This window comes from Oceanicella sp., from assembly GCF_056449545.1.
In genome coordinates this window covers 19,982-35,610 of sequence record NZ_JBWOMN010000097.1, presented here as the reverse complement: position 1 = coordinate 35,610, position 15,629 = coordinate 19,982, and the positions used below count along the sequence as shown (strand labels likewise).

Here is a 15,629-nt window from a genome sequence, read left to right as displayed (position 1 = left end):
CCTATTTCGCCGCGTGCTGCGGCAGGCTGTCTTCCGAGGCGCCGTGGGCCAGCATGTCGGCGACCACGCCGTCCTCCATGCCGATCTGCATGGCGTCGTTGAAGCGGTTGAAGAACCCGCAAAGCGTGGCGCGCAGGGCCAGTTCGACGACTTGCTCCTCCGAAAAGTGCTTCTTCAGGTCGTCGAATATCCGGTCGCGCATGTATTGCGGTTTGCGCGTGATCTGCACCGCGAAATCGCGCACCAGCATGTCGATCTCGTCAAAACCCTCGATTTCGTCCGCGAGGATGTTTTCCACCGCCGCGACCGGCAGGCCCTGCTCGATCAGGCGCGGGGTGTGATGCGCCACGCAATAGGTGCATTCGTTGAGTTTCGACACCGTCACCAGCGCGATTTCCAGGCAGCGCTTGGGCAGCACCGCCTCGGATTTCAGTTCCAGCAGCAGGCCCATGATGTGGCGCAGCGCCGGGGGGCGGTGGGCGAACACCTTCACCTGATTGATGAAGGGGCCGTATTCGGTGGCGAAGGCCCGGTAGGTGTCGCGGACGTCCTCCGGCACCTCGTCGATCTCGATGTCGCGCACTCTGGCCATGTGGCGGGCCCTTTCGATTGCTTTGCCTGTGCATGCCGGGCGATGCGTTGGCGCCGCCCGGCGGGGATTCAGCTCCTGACCGTGGACATGAGCGTGTTCTTGCCGTTCTCGATCTTCCAGAACCCGAAATCGCGCGATGACAGCACGCCGGTGGGGGATTGGAAGTCCACCGTCGACGAGGCCCCGTCGAAATTGATCTCCTCGCCCGCCGCCAGCGCCTCGAGCCCGTCCTCGAGCCTGTAGACCGACACCCCCGGCCCGTTGGCCACCTGATGGATGGCCTTCGCCACCTTCGGCCCGTCCGAGGATTTCGCCTTGGCGATGGCCAGCAGCAGCGTGTTGATCTGATCGTAGCCGGCGGTGCCGAACGGGTGCTGCACGCCGCCGTTGTCCTCGAGCCCGAACATCTTCAGGTAATGCTTGTAGGCCCTGGAGCCCAGATTGGGGATCGGCAGCCCGTGCAGCACGCCATCCGCCGCGCCGCCGATGGCGTCGATGAATTTCGACCCGGTGGCGATGGAGATCGCCAGCACCTTGCCCTCGTAGCCCTGCCGGTAGATTTCCTTGTAGACGGCGGTGAAATCGGTGACGAAGGCCGGGATGAACACCAGATCCGGGTCCTTGGCGATCAGCTTGGAGACCTCGGCGCGATACGACGACTGCCCGCCATTGTAGAAGAACGCGTCCTGCACGCGCTCCATGCCGTTGCCCAGCGCCCGGGCTTCGAAGGCGTCCACGGTGGATTTGGTGAAATCGGTGTTGAGCGCCATCACCGCAAAGGTCCTGGCCCCCTGCTGCATGGCGAAATCCCCGAACGGCCCGCCCCATGCCGGGCTGAGGATCATGAAGTTGTAGACGAGGTTCTTGTGATCCTTGCCCGGGATGTCGGCCGAGGACGAGGTGCACATCTGGATCACGTCGGCCTCCTGACACAGCGGCATGATGCCAAGCGTCACCGAGGAATTCCAGGTGCCGATGATCGCCGACACCTTGTTGACATCCACCAGCTTTCGCGCTGCGCGGATGGCGGTCTCGGGGTTGGTCTCGGAGTTTTCCTGCACCAGATTGATCTCGCGCCCGTCGATGCCGCCCATGGAATTCACGTGATCCACGATCATGCGATGCGCGGCGGTGATCTTGGGCCCGAACGGCCCGCCGCCGCCGGTGTTGGGGGTCAGCGAGCCGATGTTGATCGGTTCGGCGCCCAGCGCGAGGTTGGGCAGCAGCGCCGTGGTGAACCCCGCGGCGGCCGAGGTTTTCAGCAATGTTCTGCGGCTGATGTTCAGTGCCATGATCGTAGCCTCCCAGCTGTTGGATTCTTTTGTGGTTCGGATCGTTGTCAGGTCGGGCCGGCGGGTCTCGGGCCCTTGAATTTCGCCTCGGGCAGAATGCCCTCGGGGCGAAACCGCACCACCAGGATCAGCAGCGCGCTGATGATGATGATGCGCATGGCCGAGGCTTTCTCGGCGTCGAGGAATGAAAAGATCCCGCCCAGGAACCGCGTGCCCTCAAGCAGGAACATCACCAGCCCGGCGCCGATCAGCAGGCCCTTGTTGTTGCCCGCGCCGCCGGCGATGACGCTCATCCAGATGAAGATGGAAATCGAGGTGGTGTAGGCGTCGGGCGAGATGTTCTGGATGTAATGGGCGTTCAGCGACCCGGCGAGGCCCATGAAGAACGCCCCCAGCGCGAACACCTGCACGCGGGTCAGCAGCACGTCCTTGCCAAGGGTGCTCGCCGCCAGGTCATCCTCGCGAATGGCCTTGACCAGCCGCCCGTAGGGGGACTTGCGGATGCGCTCGTTGATCAGGAACGCCGCCAGGATCACCGCCGCGACCAGCCCCAGATAGAACAGCCCGTAGGCCTCGCGCCCGAACATGTCGGCCAGCGGGCGGTTCTCGATGGGCAATCCGCGCGGACCGCGGGTCAGCCAGTCCTCGTTGAGGATCACCAGCCGCACCAGTTCGGCGAATCCCAGCGTCACGATGGCCAGATAGTCGTCGCTGAGCCGGATCGACAGGAACGCCACCCCGACCCCCAGCGCCATGGCCAGCAGCCCCGCCGCCAGAAACGCCGCCGGAAACGGCCAGCCCGCGTCGACGCTCAGCAGCCCCGATCCGTAGGCCCCGACCGCGTAGAAGCCGGCAATGCCGAAATTCACCATGCCGGTCATGCCCCATTGCAGGTTCAGCGCCAGCGCCAGGATCATGAAGAACCCGGCGAAGGTGGCGATGGAGACCAGATATGCCGTCATGCCCCCGCGCCCCTATTTCTTGATCTCGGGATGACCGAACAGCCCCTGCGGGCGCACCAGCAGCAGCACGGCGATCACCACGAAACCGACCCCGACCTTGTAGGCGGGATCGTAGAAATCGGCGGTCAGCTCCTCGGCCACGCCGATGACGATCGCCCCCGCCAGCGCCCCCGCCGGCGATCCGATGCCGCCGAGGATCGCGGCGGCGAGGATCGGGATCGTCAGGTTCCAGCCCACCAGCGGCTCGATCACCAGATCCAGCCCGGCCAGCAGCCCGGCCAACCCGGCCAGCGCGCCGCCGATCAGCCAGGTGGCCAGAATGATGCGCGAGGTGTCGATGCCGCGCACCTCGGCGAGGGTGAAATTATCCGCCGTGGCGCGCATGGCCTTGCCCAGCCGGGTGTATTTCAGCATCGCGAACACGATCAGCATCGCCGCCAGCGAGATCAGCACCAGTTGCATCTGTTCGGGGGTTGCGCGCAGCCCGGCGAATTTCACCGGTCGGCTCAGCGGCACGTCGAAGCCGCGGATGTCGTTGCCGGCGATGAAGCGGATGACGTTTTCGAGGATGAAGGCCACGGCGATCGACACGATCAGCAGGGTGATGGAGGACCGGTTGCGCAGCGGCTTGAACACCAGCCAGTCGCTGAGCCACGCCACCCCCGCCGTCACCGCCATGCCCGGAACCACGGCGGCCCAGATCGGCAGGCCGGCGGCCTGCTCGAAGAACAGGATTGAAAACGCGCCCACGGTCACATAGGCCCCGATGGCGAAATTGGCGAATTTCAGGATCGAGAACATCAGCGTGAAGGCGATCGCGGGCAGCGCGATGATCGCCCCGGAAATCACCCCGTTGACGAGGATCTGCATCATGAGCCGCGCACCCCCAGATAAAGTTCGCCCATCTCGGCGTCGGCCAGCAGGTCCGAAGCCGGCCCCGACATGCGTTCCCGCCCCGAGGCCATGACGAAACCGCGATCCGACATCTCCAGCGCCTGCACCGCGTTCTGTTCGACCATCAGGATGCCGACGCCGGCATCATTGACCCGGCGGATGGTGGCGAACATCTCCTGCACCAGTTTCGGCGACAGCCCGGCCGAGGGCTCGTCAAGCAGCAGCACCTTCGGATCGACGATCAGCGCCGCGCCGAAAGCCACCATCTGCCGCTGCCCGCCCGACAGGTTGCCCGCCTGCATGGCCCGCTTGTCGCGCAGGTCGGGGAAAATCGCGTAGATCGCGTCGATCCGCGGCTTCAGGTCGCCGGTGACCGTCCAGGCGCCCATCTCGAGGTTTTCCTGCACCGTAAGCGTGCGGAACACGTTGTATTCCTGAGGCACGTAGGCGACGCCGCAATGGGCGATGTCCGATGCACGCTTGCCGGTCACGTCCGCGCCGTGGATGCGGATCGCGCCCTTGAACACCTTCACGACCCCGGCGATGGTCTTCAGGAACGTCGATTTCCCGGCGCCGTTGGGGCCGATGACGGTGGTGATCTCGCCCGGATAGACGCGCAGAGTCACGCCCTTGACGATCTCCGCCCGGCCATAGCCCGAGGTCAGGTTCTCGACCTCGATGAAAGGCTGCGCCCCATCCATCAGGCCGCCCCCCCGAGATAGGCTTCCAGCACCTGCCTGTCGCCGGCCACCTCCGCGAACGTGCCGTCGCACAGAAACGCGCCCTCGGCCATCACCACGACGCGGTCGCAAAGTCGGGCGATCATGTCCATGTCATGCTCGACCACCAGCACGGTCTTGCCGAATTCCTCCTTCAACCGCACGATGGTTTCGCCCAGCAGCCCCATCAGCGTCGGATTCACCCCCGCCGCCGGTTCGTCGAGCAGCACCACCTTCGGGTCGATCATCAGCACCCGGCCGATTTCGAGCAGCTTCTTCTGCCCGCCCGACACGTTGCCGGCGTATTCGTCGGCCACATGGGCGAGGCTGATCTGCGCCAGCACCTGTTCGGCCTTCGCGAAGATCGCGGATTCCTGCCGCGCCACGGCGCGCGGATGCAGCCAAAGCCCGCGCATGGTCTCGCCAAGCTGCTGCTGGGGCGCCAGCATCAGGTTTTCGAGAATCGTCATGCGCGCCATCTCGCGCGACAGCTGAAAGGTGCGGATCAGCCCGCGCCGCGCGATCCGGTGCGCCGGTTCGCGGGTGATGTCCTCGCCGAACAGCTTCACGCTGCCGGCGCTTGACCGCATGACCCCTGATATCAGGTTGAACATGGTGGATTTGCCGGCGCCGTTGGGGCCGATCAGGCCGGTGATCCGGCCGGTCTCGATCGTCAGCGACATGCCGTTCACCGCCCGAAACCCGCCGAAGGATTTCGACAGGTCGCGGCAGTCCAGCGCCGGGGCGCTCATGCGCCGCGCTCCGCGTCGCGCGATCGCCTCAGCACCTGCTGCACGATCGCGGTCCACTGGTCGAGCTGGGCGTCGAAGAACGCCGGGTCGTCGCCCATGGCGATGCGCTGCAACGCCATGCCGCGCAGGAAATTCAGGGTCAGCGTCAGCAGCGCGCCGGCCTCCGCCGCGCCGTGGCCGGAGCGCGCCAGCGTATCGTTCCATATCTCCTCATAGGCGGCCGCCAGCCGTTTCCAGCGCCTTTGCAGTCGCTCGCGCAGCTCGGGATTGGTGCGCGCGGCGGTGAGCAGTTCGAGATTGGGATTGAAATTCGCCGGGGCGAACACCCGATGCCACAGCTCGCAGATGAATTCGCGGATATCCTCGTCCGTGCCCGCGTCGATGCGATGCGAGATGCGCTTCACATCCGCCTCGACCTCGCCATGGATGAAATCGATGGCGGCCAGCAGCAGGTCCTGCTTGGTGGCGTAATGATGAAGCTGCGCGCCGCGCGACACCCCGGCGCGCCGCGCGGTCTCCACCGTGGTCACGCCCGCATAGCCGCGCTGCGAGAGCGTCTCGCGCGCCGCCTCCAGCAACGCCTGCCGGGTGGCCGAGGATCGTTCCGCCTGCGTGCGTCGCCTGACTGCGCTCATCGCCTCCTCCCGCCGAGGCGCGCGCTCCGGGCGGGCGGCTCAACTTACAAGCAGGCTATCCGGTAAATGCACGGCTGTAAACGATCGCGCCCCCCGTCGGGCTTCACGCTTGGGTGAAATCGCGCCGCGGCGCTCAGGCCCCGGGCCGCGCCGCCCGGCCCTGCCGCCACTCCAGCAGCGCCGCGAGGCACAGCAACGCGAAGCCGGCGATCTCGGTGATCCGGCTGTATTGCCCATACATGGCGTAGCCGAGAACCAGCGCCCCGAGCCCGCCAAGCGCAAGCGGCGCAAAGCGGCGCCGCCGGCGCGCGCCAACCGCGAGCAACCCCACCGCAAGCCCCGCGAACCCCATGATCGCCCCGGCCCACAGCGCCTCGTCCAGGGCGATGGCGACGCCCAGCGCCCCGAGCGTCGCGATGACCGCCAGCGTGCCGTAACAGGCGATCAGCGACAGCGCCGTCGCGGCGCCGGGGAGCCAGCCGAATTTCCGATCATCTCGCGACATGGGCGCGGCCTCCGTTTTCCCGCTTGACGCCACGAGACCCCGGAAACCCGCGCCTGTCCAGCGCCGGGGCCTACTGCGCCCCGCCCGCCCCGATATTGCCGATGGAGGTCGTCAGCGCGTGCAGGAAGGATTCGGCCGAGGAACTGGCCGACAGCAGCAGGAACCCGTCCTCGCCGGCGCGGATGACCAGCGTCCCCAGATGCTCCATCGCGGTGCGGGCCATGGCGTCGGGGCCAAAGGCCAGGGGATGCAGGTCGATGGGACAGATGCGTTCCAGCGCGGCGCGGGCGCGGGGTCCCGAGATGTCCAGCGCGACCCAGACATCGGTCTGGTCGGTGACGTAGACCGCGCCGCCCAGCTTTTCGGCGATCAGCGCCCCCGCGTCGGGCGTGGGATGCGCGAACATCGCAAAGAACTGGTCGCGCCCCAGCCGCGCCAGACGGGTCGCGCCGTCGCCTGACGGCGCGACCCGCCCCACATCGGGCGCGGCGACGCCGAACGCCTCGGCGATGGCGCGCAGCGCCGCGTCCTCCCCCCCCAGCGGCAGCGCCATGGACACGATGGCCAGATCCGGGACCTCGCGCAGTTCGACGCCGTCGAAGGATTGCGCGAAACCGCCGAGCGGCGCGCGGGCTTGCAGCTTGAACTCAGACACGGAGCCGTTCTCCCTCGGGATCGACGAAATGGGCCGGGACGATCTCCACCTCGACCTCGCCGTCGCGGATCGGATCGACGGCGCGCAGGACCTCGCCCATGCGCTCATGGCCGCGCTTGACGAACCCGAGGCCGATGGAATGGCCAAGCGTCGGCGACCAGGCGACGGAGGACATCCAGCCCTGATCGTTTTCCATGTTCGCCGCCTGCCCCCGGGCGATGAAATGCGCCCCGGCGCGCAGCTGTCTGGCGCGATCCACCGGGCGCAGGCCCACCAGCCGGATGGCGTCGTCGCGGTTCAGCTCCGGGCGTTCGGACAGGGTGTTGCCGATGCAGTCCTTCTTCCTGGACACCATCCGCCCCATGCCGAGATTGAGCGCCGTGGTCTGGCCGTTCAGCTCGTTGCCCGCCGCGTGGCCCTTTTCAATGCGCATCACCCCGAGCGCCTCGGTGCCGTAGGGCACGGCGTCGTACTCCGCCCCCGCCCGCATCAGCGCCCGGATCAGCCCGTCGCCATAGCGCGCCGGCACCGCGATCTCGTAGGCCAGCTCCCCCGAAAACGAGATCCGGAACAGCCGCGCCGGCGTGCCGCCGCAGACCGAGACGGCGCCGCAGGCCATGAATGGGAACGCCTCGTTGGAAATGTCGTGCCGCGCATCGACGATCTTGCGCAGCAGCCGGCGCGCATTGGGCCCGGCGACGGCGAATTGCGCCCAGCCGTCGGTGGCCGAGATCAGATGCACGTCCAGTCCCGGCCACAGGCATTGGCGCGCGAACTCCATGCGCCGGAACACCAGCACCGCGTTGGCGGTGGTGGTGGTCATCACATAGTGATATTCGCCGAGCCGCGCCGTGGTGCCGTCGTCATAGGCGATGCCGTCCTCGCGCAGCATCAGCCCGTAGCGGACCTTGCCGACCGCCAGCTTGGCGAAGCCGTTGGCGTAGACCTTGTTGAGAAATTCCGCCGCGTCGCGCCCCTGGATGTCGATCTTGCCCAAGGTGGTCACGTCGCACACGCCCACCGAGGCGCGGGTCATCGTCACCTCGCGATCGACGCTGTCGCGCCAGCCGGTTTCGCCGGCGCGCGGGAACCATTGCGCGCGCAGCCAGGCGCCGGTCTCGACGAACACCGCGCCCTGCTCTCTGGCCCATGCGTGGCTTGGCGTGAGGCGATAGGGGCGGAAATCCTTGCCCCGCGCGCGCCCCGCCAGCGCCCCCATGGGGATCGGCGTGTAGGGCGGGCGAAAGATGGTCGCGCCGGTCTCGGGAATGGTCCGCCCGGTGCATTCGGCCATCACCGCCAGCGCGGTGACATTGGCCGTCTTGCCCTGATCGGTGGCCATGCCCAGCGTCGTGTAGCGCTTCAGATGCTCAACGGCGCGGAACCCTTCGCGATGCGCCAGCTTCACGTCCTTGACGGTGACATCGTTCTGCAGGTCCAGCCAGGCGCGCTTGCGGCTCTCGCCCACATGCCAGAAGGCGGCGACATGGGCCGGCTCGTCCTCGGCGCGCGGCGGCGCGGCGGCGGCGGGCGCGAATCCCAGATCGGCGAGCGCCCCGGCGGCGGCGGCGGCGGCTTCGCCAAGCGCCGCGCCAAGGGTCAGCGTTCCGTTCGCGGCCCCCGCGACGATCATGCCCGGCGGCAGGGTCTTGCCGGGCACGAAGGCGGCGATGTCCTCGCGCCAGTCCGGGCGGCCGCGCTGATGGCAGGTGAGATGGACATTGGGGTTCCAGCCCCCGGACACCGCAAGGCATTCCGCCGCGATCCTGCGCCCGTCGGCCAGCCTGACCCCGGTCAGCCCCTTGCGCCCCGCGGCCTCGACCACGCGCCCGCCCATCACCGCCTCGACGCCGGAGATCGAGGCCGGAGCGGCGATGTCGCGGGTGTCGATCACCGCGCTGACGGCGACGCCCTTGCCCGCCAGATCCAGCGCCGTGCGCCAGCCGTCATCGTTGTTGGTGAACACCGCCACGTTTCGGCCCGGGGCCACGCCGAAGCGGTTGACATAGGTGCGCACCGCCCCCGCCAGCATCACGCCGGGGCGGTCGTTGTTGCCGAACGCGATCGGGCGCTCGGTGGCCCCCGCCGCCAGAATCGCCCGCCGCGAATAGATGCGCCAGAGGATCTGGCGCGGCAGGCCGCCCGCATCCGCCAGATGATCAGTGCGCCGTTCCAGCGCCCCGTAGATGCCGTGATCATAGGCCCCGTAGATCGTGGTCCGGGTCAGCAGGCGCACATTGTCCATGGCCGCGAGTTCGCCGCGCGCCGCGGCCGCCCAGTCGGCGCCCGACATGTCGTCGATCGCCAGCGTTTCGGCGTTGAGCCGTCCGCCGACAACGAAATCCTCATCCGCCAGAATCACCCGCGCCCCGGCCCGCCCCGCGGCGAGCGCCGCCGCCAGCCCCGCCGGCCCGGCCCCGATCACCAGCAGGTCGCAATGCAGGAACCCCTTGTCGTAGCAATCCGGATCCGCCTGCATGGACAGCCGCCCCAGCCCCGCCGAATGGCGGATCATCGGTTCGTAGAGCTTTTCCCAGAAGGCTTTCGGCCACATGAAGGTCTTGTAGTAGAACCCCGCCGACAGGAACGGCGCCAGCAGGTCGGTGAGCTCCATGACATCGTGTTCGAGCGAGCCGCGATGGTTCTGGCTGGCGGCGCTCAGGCCCTCGAACAATTCGGCGGTGGTGGCGCGGGTGTTGGGTTCGCGATGGGCGCCGCGGCGCAGCTCCACCAGCGCGTTGGGCTCCTCGGACCCGGCGGTGAAGATGCCGCGCGGGCGGTGATACTTGAAACCGCGCCCCACAAGACGGCGCCCGTTGGCGAGCAGGGCCGAGGCCAGCGTATCCCCCGGATGCCCCTGCAGGGACGCGCCGTTGAAGGAAAAATTCAGGGTTCGGCCGCGGTCGATCAGCCCGCCCCCAGGATCCGGCGAAATGCGGTTGCTCTGGGTCATCGGCCGCGCCCCCGTTCCAGCGCCACGTCGCGCGCCAGGCGCACGTCGGTGATTTCGTGGCTGAGCGTGTCGCGCGTCACCACCAGCCAGGACCTGTCGCCCTGTTCATGATACCACAGCTCCCGATGCGCGCCCGCCGGGTTGTCGCGCAGATACATGTAATCATGGAATTTTTCAGCCGCGTCCGGGTCTTGCCAGTCGGGCCTCCCGATCAGCGCCGCATCGCCGAGATAGACGAATTCCGAGGCGTCGCGCGGGCCGAGCAGCGGGTGGTTGATGATCATGCTTGCGCCTCCTTCAATGCAGGTTGGGCTGGGCGCCCTGGCCCTTTTCGTCGATCAGATGCCCGCGTCTGAACCGGTCCAGCCGGAATTCGGTCGCGGTCGGATGCGGCGTGTTGCAGGCCAGCAGATGCGCGTAGCAAAAGCCGCTGGCCGGGGTCGCCTTGAAGCCGCCATAGCACCAGCCGCCGTTGAAATAGAGCCCCTCCACATGGGTGCGGTCGATGAAGGGGGATCCGTCCATGGACATGTCCATGACCCCGCCCCAGCTGCGCAGCAGGCGGGCGCGCCCGATCATCGGCATGATCGCCATGCCGCCCTCGGCCACGTCCTCGACCACCGGCAGGTTGCCGCGCTGCGCGTAGGTGTTGTAGCCGTCGATGTCGCCGCCGAAGACCAGCCCGCCCTTGTCGGACTGGCTGACGTAGAAATGCCCGGCGCCGAAGGTGATGACCCCGGGGATCACCGGCTTCAGCCCCTCGGTGACGAAGGCCTGCAGCACGTGGCTCTCGATCGGCAGGCGCATGCCGGCCAGCGCCATCACCCGCCCCGAGGACCCGGCGACGCAGACCCCGACCCTGTTCGCCCGGATCGCCCCGCGCGAGGTCTGAACGCCGCGGCAGACCCCGTTTTCGATGTCAAACCCGGTGACCTCGCAATTCTGGATGATGTCGACGCCCAGCGCGTCGGCGCCGCGCGCATAGCCCCAGGCCACCGCGTCATGGCGCACCGTGCCGCCGCGGCGCTGGAACAGCCCGCCCCTGATCGGGAATCGCGCGTTGTCGAAATCCAGAAACGGCAATTCCCGGCGCAACTGATCCGCATCCGCCAGTTCCGCGTCGGCCCCAGCCAGCAGCATGGCGTTGGCGCGGCGCACGAACGCGTCGCGCTGCGGGTCGGAATGGAACAGGTTCAGGATCGAGCGCTGGGAGACCATGGCGTTGTAGTTGAAATCCTGCTCCAGCCCCTCCCACAGTTTCAGCGAGAATTCATAGAACGGCTCGTTGCCCGGCAGCATGTAGTTCGATCGGATGATGGTGGTGTTGCGCCCCACATTGCCCGACCCGATCCAGCCCTTTTCCAGCACGGCGATGTTCTTGGCGCCGAATTCCTTCGCCAGATAATAGGCGGTGGCCAGCCCGTGCCCGCCGCCGCCGACGATGACGATGTCGTAGTGCGGGCGGGGGTCCGGTTCGCGCCAGACCGGTTTCCAGCCCTTGTTGCCGGTGAGACCTTCCCAGAGAATCCTGAAAGCAGAATAGCGCATTGGGCGTTTCCCGTGTTTGTCCGCCGCCATGTTCCGGGTTTTCATTGGCGTAGACTTTTACGAACTGGACGGATACATACCGGAAATGGTCGAAATTGGCGCAAACCCTGTTCCGCTGCGCATTGGCGTCCTGACCATCGACGGCTTCGCGCTGATGTCCTACGCCGCCACGGTCGAACCGTTCCGCGCCGCCAATCTGCTGAGCCGCCGCCCGCTTTACGAAATCGTCAACATCGCGATCGGCGAGGCCCCGGCGCAAAGCTCCGGCGCCGCCTTTGTCGCCGCGCAGGCCCGGGTGGGCGAGGATATGGCGCTCGACTGCCTGTTCGTGGTCGCCGGCGGCGATCCGGCGCGCTTCGATCACGCGCCGACGCTGAAATGGCTGGGGCGCCAGGCGCGGGCCGGGACGCGCATGGGCGGCGTGTCGGGCGGGCCGGTGATTCTGGCGCGCGCCGGGCTGATGGCGGGGCGGCGCATGACCGTGCATTGGGAACACGCCGAAGCGCTGGCCGAAGTGTCGCCGCACCTGCTGATCGAGCGCACCCTGTTCGTCATCGACCGCGACCGCGTCACCTGCGCCGGCGGCGCCGCGGCCATGGACCTGATGCACGCGTTGATCGCCAGCCACCACGGCGCCATGTTCGCGCGGCGGGTCAGCGACTGGTTCCTGCACACAGAAATCCGCCCCTCGATCGGCCCGCAGCGCAGCGGATTGGTGGCGCGGGTCGGCTCCACCAACCCGGCGATTCTCGACGCGGTCGAGGCCATGGAAAGCCATGTCGCCGACCCGTTGACGCTGGACCAGCTGGCGACCGCGGCGGGGGTGTCGCCGCGCCAGCTCAACCGGCTGTTTCGCGACCGGCTCGGGCGTTCGACCATGGCGCATTATCGCGCATTGCGGCTCGACAAGGCGCAGAGCCTGTTGCGCAATTCGCCCCTGTCGCTCACCGAGATCGCGCTGGCCACGGGCTTTGCCAGCTCCTCGCATTTCTCGCGGGTCTACGGGGCGAATTTCGGCCAGCCGCCCTCTGCGCTCAGGTGACCGCTTGCGCGATCGGCGATCGCGCGCTTAGGCTGCGCGCAGATCAGGGAGAGCGCCGATGCACATACTGGTCCTGCAACATGCCGCGGCCGAACATCCCGGCGTTTTCCGCAAATTCCTGCGCGAGGACGGCCACAGCTGGGATGCGGTGGAACTGGACGCGGGCGATCCCCTGCCCGGCATCGACGGCTATGACGCGTTGTGGGTGATGGGCGGGCCGATGGATGTTTGGCAGGAGGATGTCCATCCCTGGCTGAAAGACGAAAAAACACTCATTCGCAAGTCAGTGGAGGAAATGGGCCTGCCGTTTCTGGGCCTGTGCCTGGGGCATCAGCTGCTGGCCGAGGCGCTTGGCGGCGCGGTCGGAAAATCGGCGGTTCCGGAAATCGGACTCTGCGAGGTCCAGCTTACGGAACAGGGTGCGACGGGGGTGTTTTTCGACGACATGCCGGACCGCTTCGCGTGCCTGCAATGGCATGGGGCGGAGGTGTCGCGCATGCCCGTCGGGGCGCAATGCCTGGCCACCTCGCCCGCCTGCGCGGTGCAGGCGATGCGCTGGGGCACCCGCGCCTATTCGCTGCAATTCCATGTGGAGATCGAATCCGACACCGTCGCCAACTGGACCCGGATCCAGGAATACGCCGATGCGCTCGACGCGGCGCTGGGGCAAGGCGCGGCGGCGCGGCTCGACGCCGAATGCGCCGCGCGGATGGACAGATTCAACGCCATGGCCGAACGGCTCTACATGAACTGGATGCAGGCCGCCGCGCACACCTGACTCGGGGCCTGATTGCGGGTTCGGCACCGGGGCCCGATCCAATCCCGGCTCAGGTCTCCGCGGCGCGGGTCAGGGACAGGCGCGCGGTCTCCAGATGCGACTTCATCGCATTGGCCGCGCGCTCGGGTTCGCGCGCCCGCACGGCGTCGAGGATCTGGCGATGCTGGGCGTTGTATTGCCCGATGATTCGCCCGTCGAGCGTCACCCGCCGCATCCGGGTCCATTCATCCTGGCTGCGCAGCGAGGTGATCTGGTCGAGGATCCAGATCAGCAGCCCGTTGCGGGTGCTCTGCGCCAGATGACGGTGAAACTCCGTATCGGCCTCGGCGAAGGCGACGGGATCGTCGAGGCTGTTCTCCATGCGCAGGCACAGCCCGTCGAGCAGGTCGAAATCCTGGCGCAGCCCATACAGCACCGCCAGCCGGCAGATATGCGGCTCCAGCGCGAATCGGGCGTCCATCAGCTCCAGCGGATTGGCGTGCTCGATGGGCGACGGGATCCCCTCCGGCGGCTGCTGAATGACATAGGCGCCGCTGGAGCGGCGGATTTCCACCAGGTTTTCATCGGCCAGCCGCCGCAGCGCCTCGCGCACCGTGCCGCGGGCCACGTCATGCATCTCCGCCAGCACCCGCTCCGGGGGCAGCCGGTCATGCAGCTTCAGAGTCCCCTTGGAGATATCGCGCCGCAGCAGCGCCGCGATATCCGCCGCGCCAAGCTTGCGCTGGGGTGAGTGTGTCATGAAGGGCCCTCCGATTTTGTCCAATTATATACCAATAATTCGGAACAACCAGCCCTATTCGCATGTTTGGTCCAAAACAGGTTGATTTTTGGCGAACGCCCGATTTATCCTCCGGACAAGGACAAATACGGGCGCGACGCCACGATCGGCGGCGGCCCGAAGGGAGGATACGCGGATGGCATTTCCCGCACATGCCGATTACCTGATCATCGGCGCCGGCATCCACGGCCTGTCCACGGCCTGGCGGCTGGCGGACCGGCTGATCGCGCGGGGCGAGACGGTCGAGGGCCGCGTCCTGGTGATCGACAAGTCCGGCATCGCCTCGGGCGCCTCGGGCATCGCCTGCGGCGTGGTGCGCAACAACTACTTCCAGCCCGCCATGCGGCGGCTGATGGCGCATTCGGTGGGGGTCTGGGAAAGCGACCCGGAGGGGCTGAGCTACCATCCCGTCGGCTACATGCAGATTTCCTGCGAGGCCATGCGCGACGACGTGGGCGCGATCTTCGAACAGCAGCGGGCCATCGGCTACGACAGCGAATTCATCGAGGGCGCCGACGCCTCCAACGCCTACATGCGGGCGATGTTCGACGATTGGCAGGCGCAGGGCGTCACCTCGGTCCTGCACGAAAAGCGCGGCGGCTATTCCAACAACACCAAGACCATGTACGGGCTGGCCCGCAAGGTCGAGGATCGCGGCGTGCGCATCCTCACCGGGGTCGAGGTCAAGGGCCTGACCAGCGAAAGCGGGTCCGGCGCCATCCGCGCGATCGACACCGACAAGGGCGCGATCACCTGCCACCGGCTGATCGTCGCGCCCGGGCCCTGGGCGCGGGATTTCTGGGACATGCTGGGCATGCCCAAGCAGATCACCGTCAAGGGGCGCGACGGCGAAACCCATGACAACATCGACATGTGGCGCTACTGGCAACTGGAGGAGGGCGTGCTGCAGGTGCCCCCCGAGATCCTGCGCACCAATGACGGCCGCACCCCGCCGGTGATCCATGTGGACACCGACGCGCCGCTGAAATCGGTGGTCGACGGGTCGCTGATCACCGAGGACATGTGGGGCATCTACTACAAGCCCGACTGGCATTTCGGCGGCATCCAGGGCGGGGCCTCGCCCTACAAGGTGGAAACGCCGGCGGACCAGGTGGCGATCGACCCCTACGGGCCGTCCTCGCCGGAATTCGTCGCCTCGGAGGATTTCGCCCATATGTGGGTGTCCGCGCTGGCCCATTGCCACCGCCGCTTCGAGGGCATGATGGGCAAGTATCATCGCGAGGCCTCGGGCGGCATCGGCTGTTTCACCGCCGACAGCTTTCCGGTCTTCGACCATTTCCACGGCAACGTCACGCTGATCGCGGATTCCAACCATGGCTGGAAGATGCTCGGGGTCGGACATCTGATCGCCGACGAGGTGCTGGGCGAATCCCAGGACCTGCTGGCGCCGTTCCGCTTCGAACGTTTCGCCAGGGGCGATCTGCATCCGGTGTCCAACAGCCCCTATCCGTGGAGCTGATCCGGGCGCGCGGGGGCGGATCGCCCCCGAAACCGACCAACGAC

16 protein-coding genes are annotated in these 15,629 nt (G+C 67.3%); 3 read left to right on the top strand and 13 right to left on the bottom strand.

All coding sequences use genetic code 11. The features are described 5' to 3' along the window. Position 1 precedes the first annotated feature (1 nt). From AC1HC7_RS13510 to AC1HC7_RS13455, 12 genes are all read right to left on the bottom strand, one after another. A complete protein-coding gene (locus AC1HC7_RS13510; protein WP_479498261.1) occupies positions 2-592 on the bottom strand; it encodes a carboxymuconolactone decarboxylase family protein in 591 nt (196 codons plus the stop codon). Between the two features lie 68 nt (positions 593-660). Further along, positions 661-1,884 (bottom strand): ABC transporter substrate-binding protein, encoded by a 1,224-nt coding sequence (locus AC1HC7_RS13505; protein ID WP_479498260.1) that lies wholly within the window; start codon positions 1,882-1,884, stop codon positions 661-663. Positions 1,885-1,931: 47 nt separating this feature from the next. Further along, positions 1,932-2,846, bottom strand: coding sequence for a branched-chain amino acid ABC transporter permease (locus AC1HC7_RS13500; RefSeq protein ID WP_479498259.1), 915 nt, complete (start codon positions 2,844-2,846; stop codon positions 1,932-1,934). 12 nt (positions 2,847-2,858) lie between these two features. After that, positions 2,859-3,719, bottom strand: coding sequence for a branched-chain amino acid ABC transporter permease (locus AC1HC7_RS13495; protein ID WP_479498258.1), 861 nt, complete (start codon positions 3,717-3,719; stop codon positions 2,859-2,861). Then, entirely contained in the window at positions 3,716-4,441 is a 726-nt protein-coding gene (locus AC1HC7_RS13490) for an ABC transporter ATP-binding protein (RefSeq protein WP_479499119.1), read from the bottom strand. The genes AC1HC7_RS13495 and AC1HC7_RS13490 overlap by 4 nt, the downstream gene beginning before the upstream one ends. After that, positions 4,441-5,211, bottom strand: a complete 771-nt coding sequence (locus tag AC1HC7_RS13485; RefSeq protein ID WP_479498256.1) for an ABC transporter ATP-binding protein — start codon at positions 5,209-5,211, stop codon at positions 4,441-4,443. The genes AC1HC7_RS13490 and AC1HC7_RS13485 overlap by 1 nt, the downstream gene beginning before the upstream one ends. Then, positions 5,208-5,846, bottom strand: a complete 639-nt coding sequence (locus AC1HC7_RS13480) for a TetR/AcrR family transcriptional regulator (RefSeq protein WP_479498255.1) — start codon at positions 5,844-5,846, stop codon at positions 5,208-5,210. The genes AC1HC7_RS13485 and AC1HC7_RS13480 overlap by 4 nt, the downstream gene beginning before the upstream one ends. Positions 5,847-5,979: 133 nt before the next feature. Further along, positions 5,980-6,351 carry a MerC family mercury resistance protein gene (locus AC1HC7_RS13475; RefSeq protein WP_479498254.1) on the bottom strand — a complete coding sequence of 124 codons (372 nt, stop codon included), beginning with the start codon at positions 6,349-6,351 and terminating at the stop codon, positions 5,980-5,982. A 70-nt stretch (positions 6,352-6,421) separates the two neighbouring features. Further along, positions 6,422-7,006, bottom strand: coding sequence for a sarcosine oxidase subunit gamma (locus AC1HC7_RS13470; protein WP_479499118.1), 585 nt, complete (start codon positions 7,004-7,006; stop codon positions 6,422-6,424). Beyond that, the gene (locus AC1HC7_RS13465; RefSeq protein ID WP_479498252.1) at positions 6,999-9,959 is read right to left on the bottom strand and encodes a sarcosine oxidase subunit alpha family protein; all 2,961 of its coding nucleotides are present in this window, start codon (positions 9,957-9,959) and stop codon (positions 6,999-7,001) included. The genes AC1HC7_RS13470 and AC1HC7_RS13465 overlap by 8 nt, the downstream gene beginning before the upstream one ends. Beyond that, positions 9,956-10,243 carry a sarcosine oxidase subunit delta gene (locus tag AC1HC7_RS13460; protein WP_479498251.1) on the bottom strand — a complete coding sequence of 96 codons (288 nt, stop codon included), beginning with the start codon at positions 10,241-10,243 and terminating at the stop codon, positions 9,956-9,958. Before AC1HC7_RS13460 ends, AC1HC7_RS13465 begins: the two co-directional genes overlap by 4 nt. 13 nt (positions 10,244-10,256) lie before the next feature. Beyond that, positions 10,257-11,507 (bottom strand): sarcosine oxidase subunit beta family protein, encoded by a 1,251-nt coding sequence (locus AC1HC7_RS13455; protein WP_479498250.1) that lies wholly within the window; start codon positions 11,505-11,507, stop codon positions 10,257-10,259. A gap of 85 nt (positions 11,508-11,592) precedes the next feature. On the opposite strand from AC1HC7_RS13455, the gene AC1HC7_RS13450 reads away from it, so the two are divergent. Continuing rightward, complete coding sequence (locus AC1HC7_RS13450; protein ID WP_479498249.1) at positions 11,593-12,549, top strand: GlxA family transcriptional regulator; 957 nt, start codon at positions 11,593-11,595, stop codon at positions 12,547-12,549. Between the two features lie 58 nt (positions 12,550-12,607). Next, on the top strand, positions 12,608-13,327 hold the full coding sequence (locus AC1HC7_RS13445; RefSeq protein WP_479498248.1) for a type 1 glutamine amidotransferase: 720 nt from the start codon (positions 12,608-12,610) through the stop codon (positions 13,325-13,327). A 49-nt stretch (positions 13,328-13,376) separates the two neighbouring features. Here AC1HC7_RS13445 and AC1HC7_RS13440 read toward each other — a convergent pair whose 3' ends face one another. After that, positions 13,377-14,066: a FadR/GntR family transcriptional regulator gene (locus AC1HC7_RS13440; protein ID WP_479498247.1), complete on the bottom strand. Its 690-nt coding sequence runs from the start codon at positions 14,064-14,066 to the stop codon at positions 13,377-13,379. A 175-nt stretch (positions 14,067-14,241) separates the two neighbouring features. Between AC1HC7_RS13440 and AC1HC7_RS13435 the strand changes: the two genes are divergently transcribed. Next, positions 14,242-15,585: an NAD(P)/FAD-dependent oxidoreductase gene (locus AC1HC7_RS13435; protein ID WP_479498246.1), complete on the top strand. Its 1,344-nt coding sequence runs from the start codon at positions 14,242-14,244 to the stop codon at positions 15,583-15,585. Positions 15,586-15,629: the final 44 nt, after the last annotated feature.

What these genes read in the sequence shown, in the direction of transcription:
- AC1HC7_RS13510 (WP_479498261.1), bottom strand. Translation starts at nt 592, where the DNA reads ATGGCCAGAGTGCGCGACATCGAGATCGACGAGGTGCCGGAGGACGTC.
- AC1HC7_RS13505 (WP_479498260.1), bottom strand. Translation starts at nt 1,884, where the DNA reads ATGGCACTGAACATCAGCCGCAGAACATTGCTGAAAACCTCGGCCGCC.
- AC1HC7_RS13500 (WP_479498259.1), bottom strand. Translation starts at nt 2,846, where the DNA reads ATGACGGCATATCTGGTCTCCATCGCCACCTTCGCCGGGTTCTTCATG.
- AC1HC7_RS13495 (WP_479498258.1), bottom strand. Translation starts at nt 3,719, where the DNA reads ATGATGCAGATCCTCGTCAACGGGGTGATTTCCGGGGCGATCATCGCG.
- AC1HC7_RS13490 (WP_479499119.1), bottom strand. Translation starts at nt 4,441, where the DNA reads ATGGATGGGGCGCAGCCTTTCATCGAGGTCGAGAACCTGACCTCGGGC.
- AC1HC7_RS13485 (WP_479498256.1), bottom strand. Translation starts at nt 5,211, where the DNA reads ATGAGCGCCCCGGCGCTGGACTGCCGCGACCTGTCGAAATCCTTCGGC.
- AC1HC7_RS13480 (WP_479498255.1), bottom strand. Translation starts at nt 5,846, where the DNA reads ATGAGCGCAGTCAGGCGACGCACGCAGGCGGAACGATCCTCGGCCACC.
- AC1HC7_RS13475 (WP_479498254.1), bottom strand. Translation starts at nt 6,351, where the DNA reads ATGTCGCGAGATGATCGGAAATTCGGCTGGCTCCCCGGCGCCGCGACG.
- AC1HC7_RS13465 (WP_479498252.1), bottom strand. Translation starts at nt 9,959, where the DNA reads ATGACCCAGAGCAACCGCATTTCGCCGGATCCTGGGGGCGGGCTGATC.
- AC1HC7_RS13460 (WP_479498251.1), bottom strand. Translation starts at nt 10,243, where the DNA reads ATGATCATCAACCACCCGCTGCTCGGCCCGCGCGACGCCTCGGAATTC.
- AC1HC7_RS13455 (WP_479498250.1), bottom strand. Translation starts at nt 11,507, where the DNA reads ATGCGCTATTCTGCTTTCAGGATTCTCTGGGAAGGTCTCACCGGCAAC.
- AC1HC7_RS13450 (WP_479498249.1), top strand. Translation starts at nt 11,593, where the DNA reads ATGGTCGAAATTGGCGCAAACCCTGTTCCGCTGCGCATTGGCGTCCTG.
- AC1HC7_RS13445 (WP_479498248.1), top strand. Translation starts at nt 12,608, where the DNA reads ATGCACATACTGGTCCTGCAACATGCCGCGGCCGAACATCCCGGCGTT.
- AC1HC7_RS13440 (WP_479498247.1), bottom strand. Translation starts at nt 14,066, where the DNA reads ATGACACACTCACCCCAGCGCAAGCTTGGCGCGGCGGATATCGCGGCG.
- AC1HC7_RS13435 (WP_479498246.1), top strand. Translation starts at nt 14,242, where the DNA reads ATGGCATTTCCCGCACATGCCGATTACCTGATCATCGGCGCCGGCATC.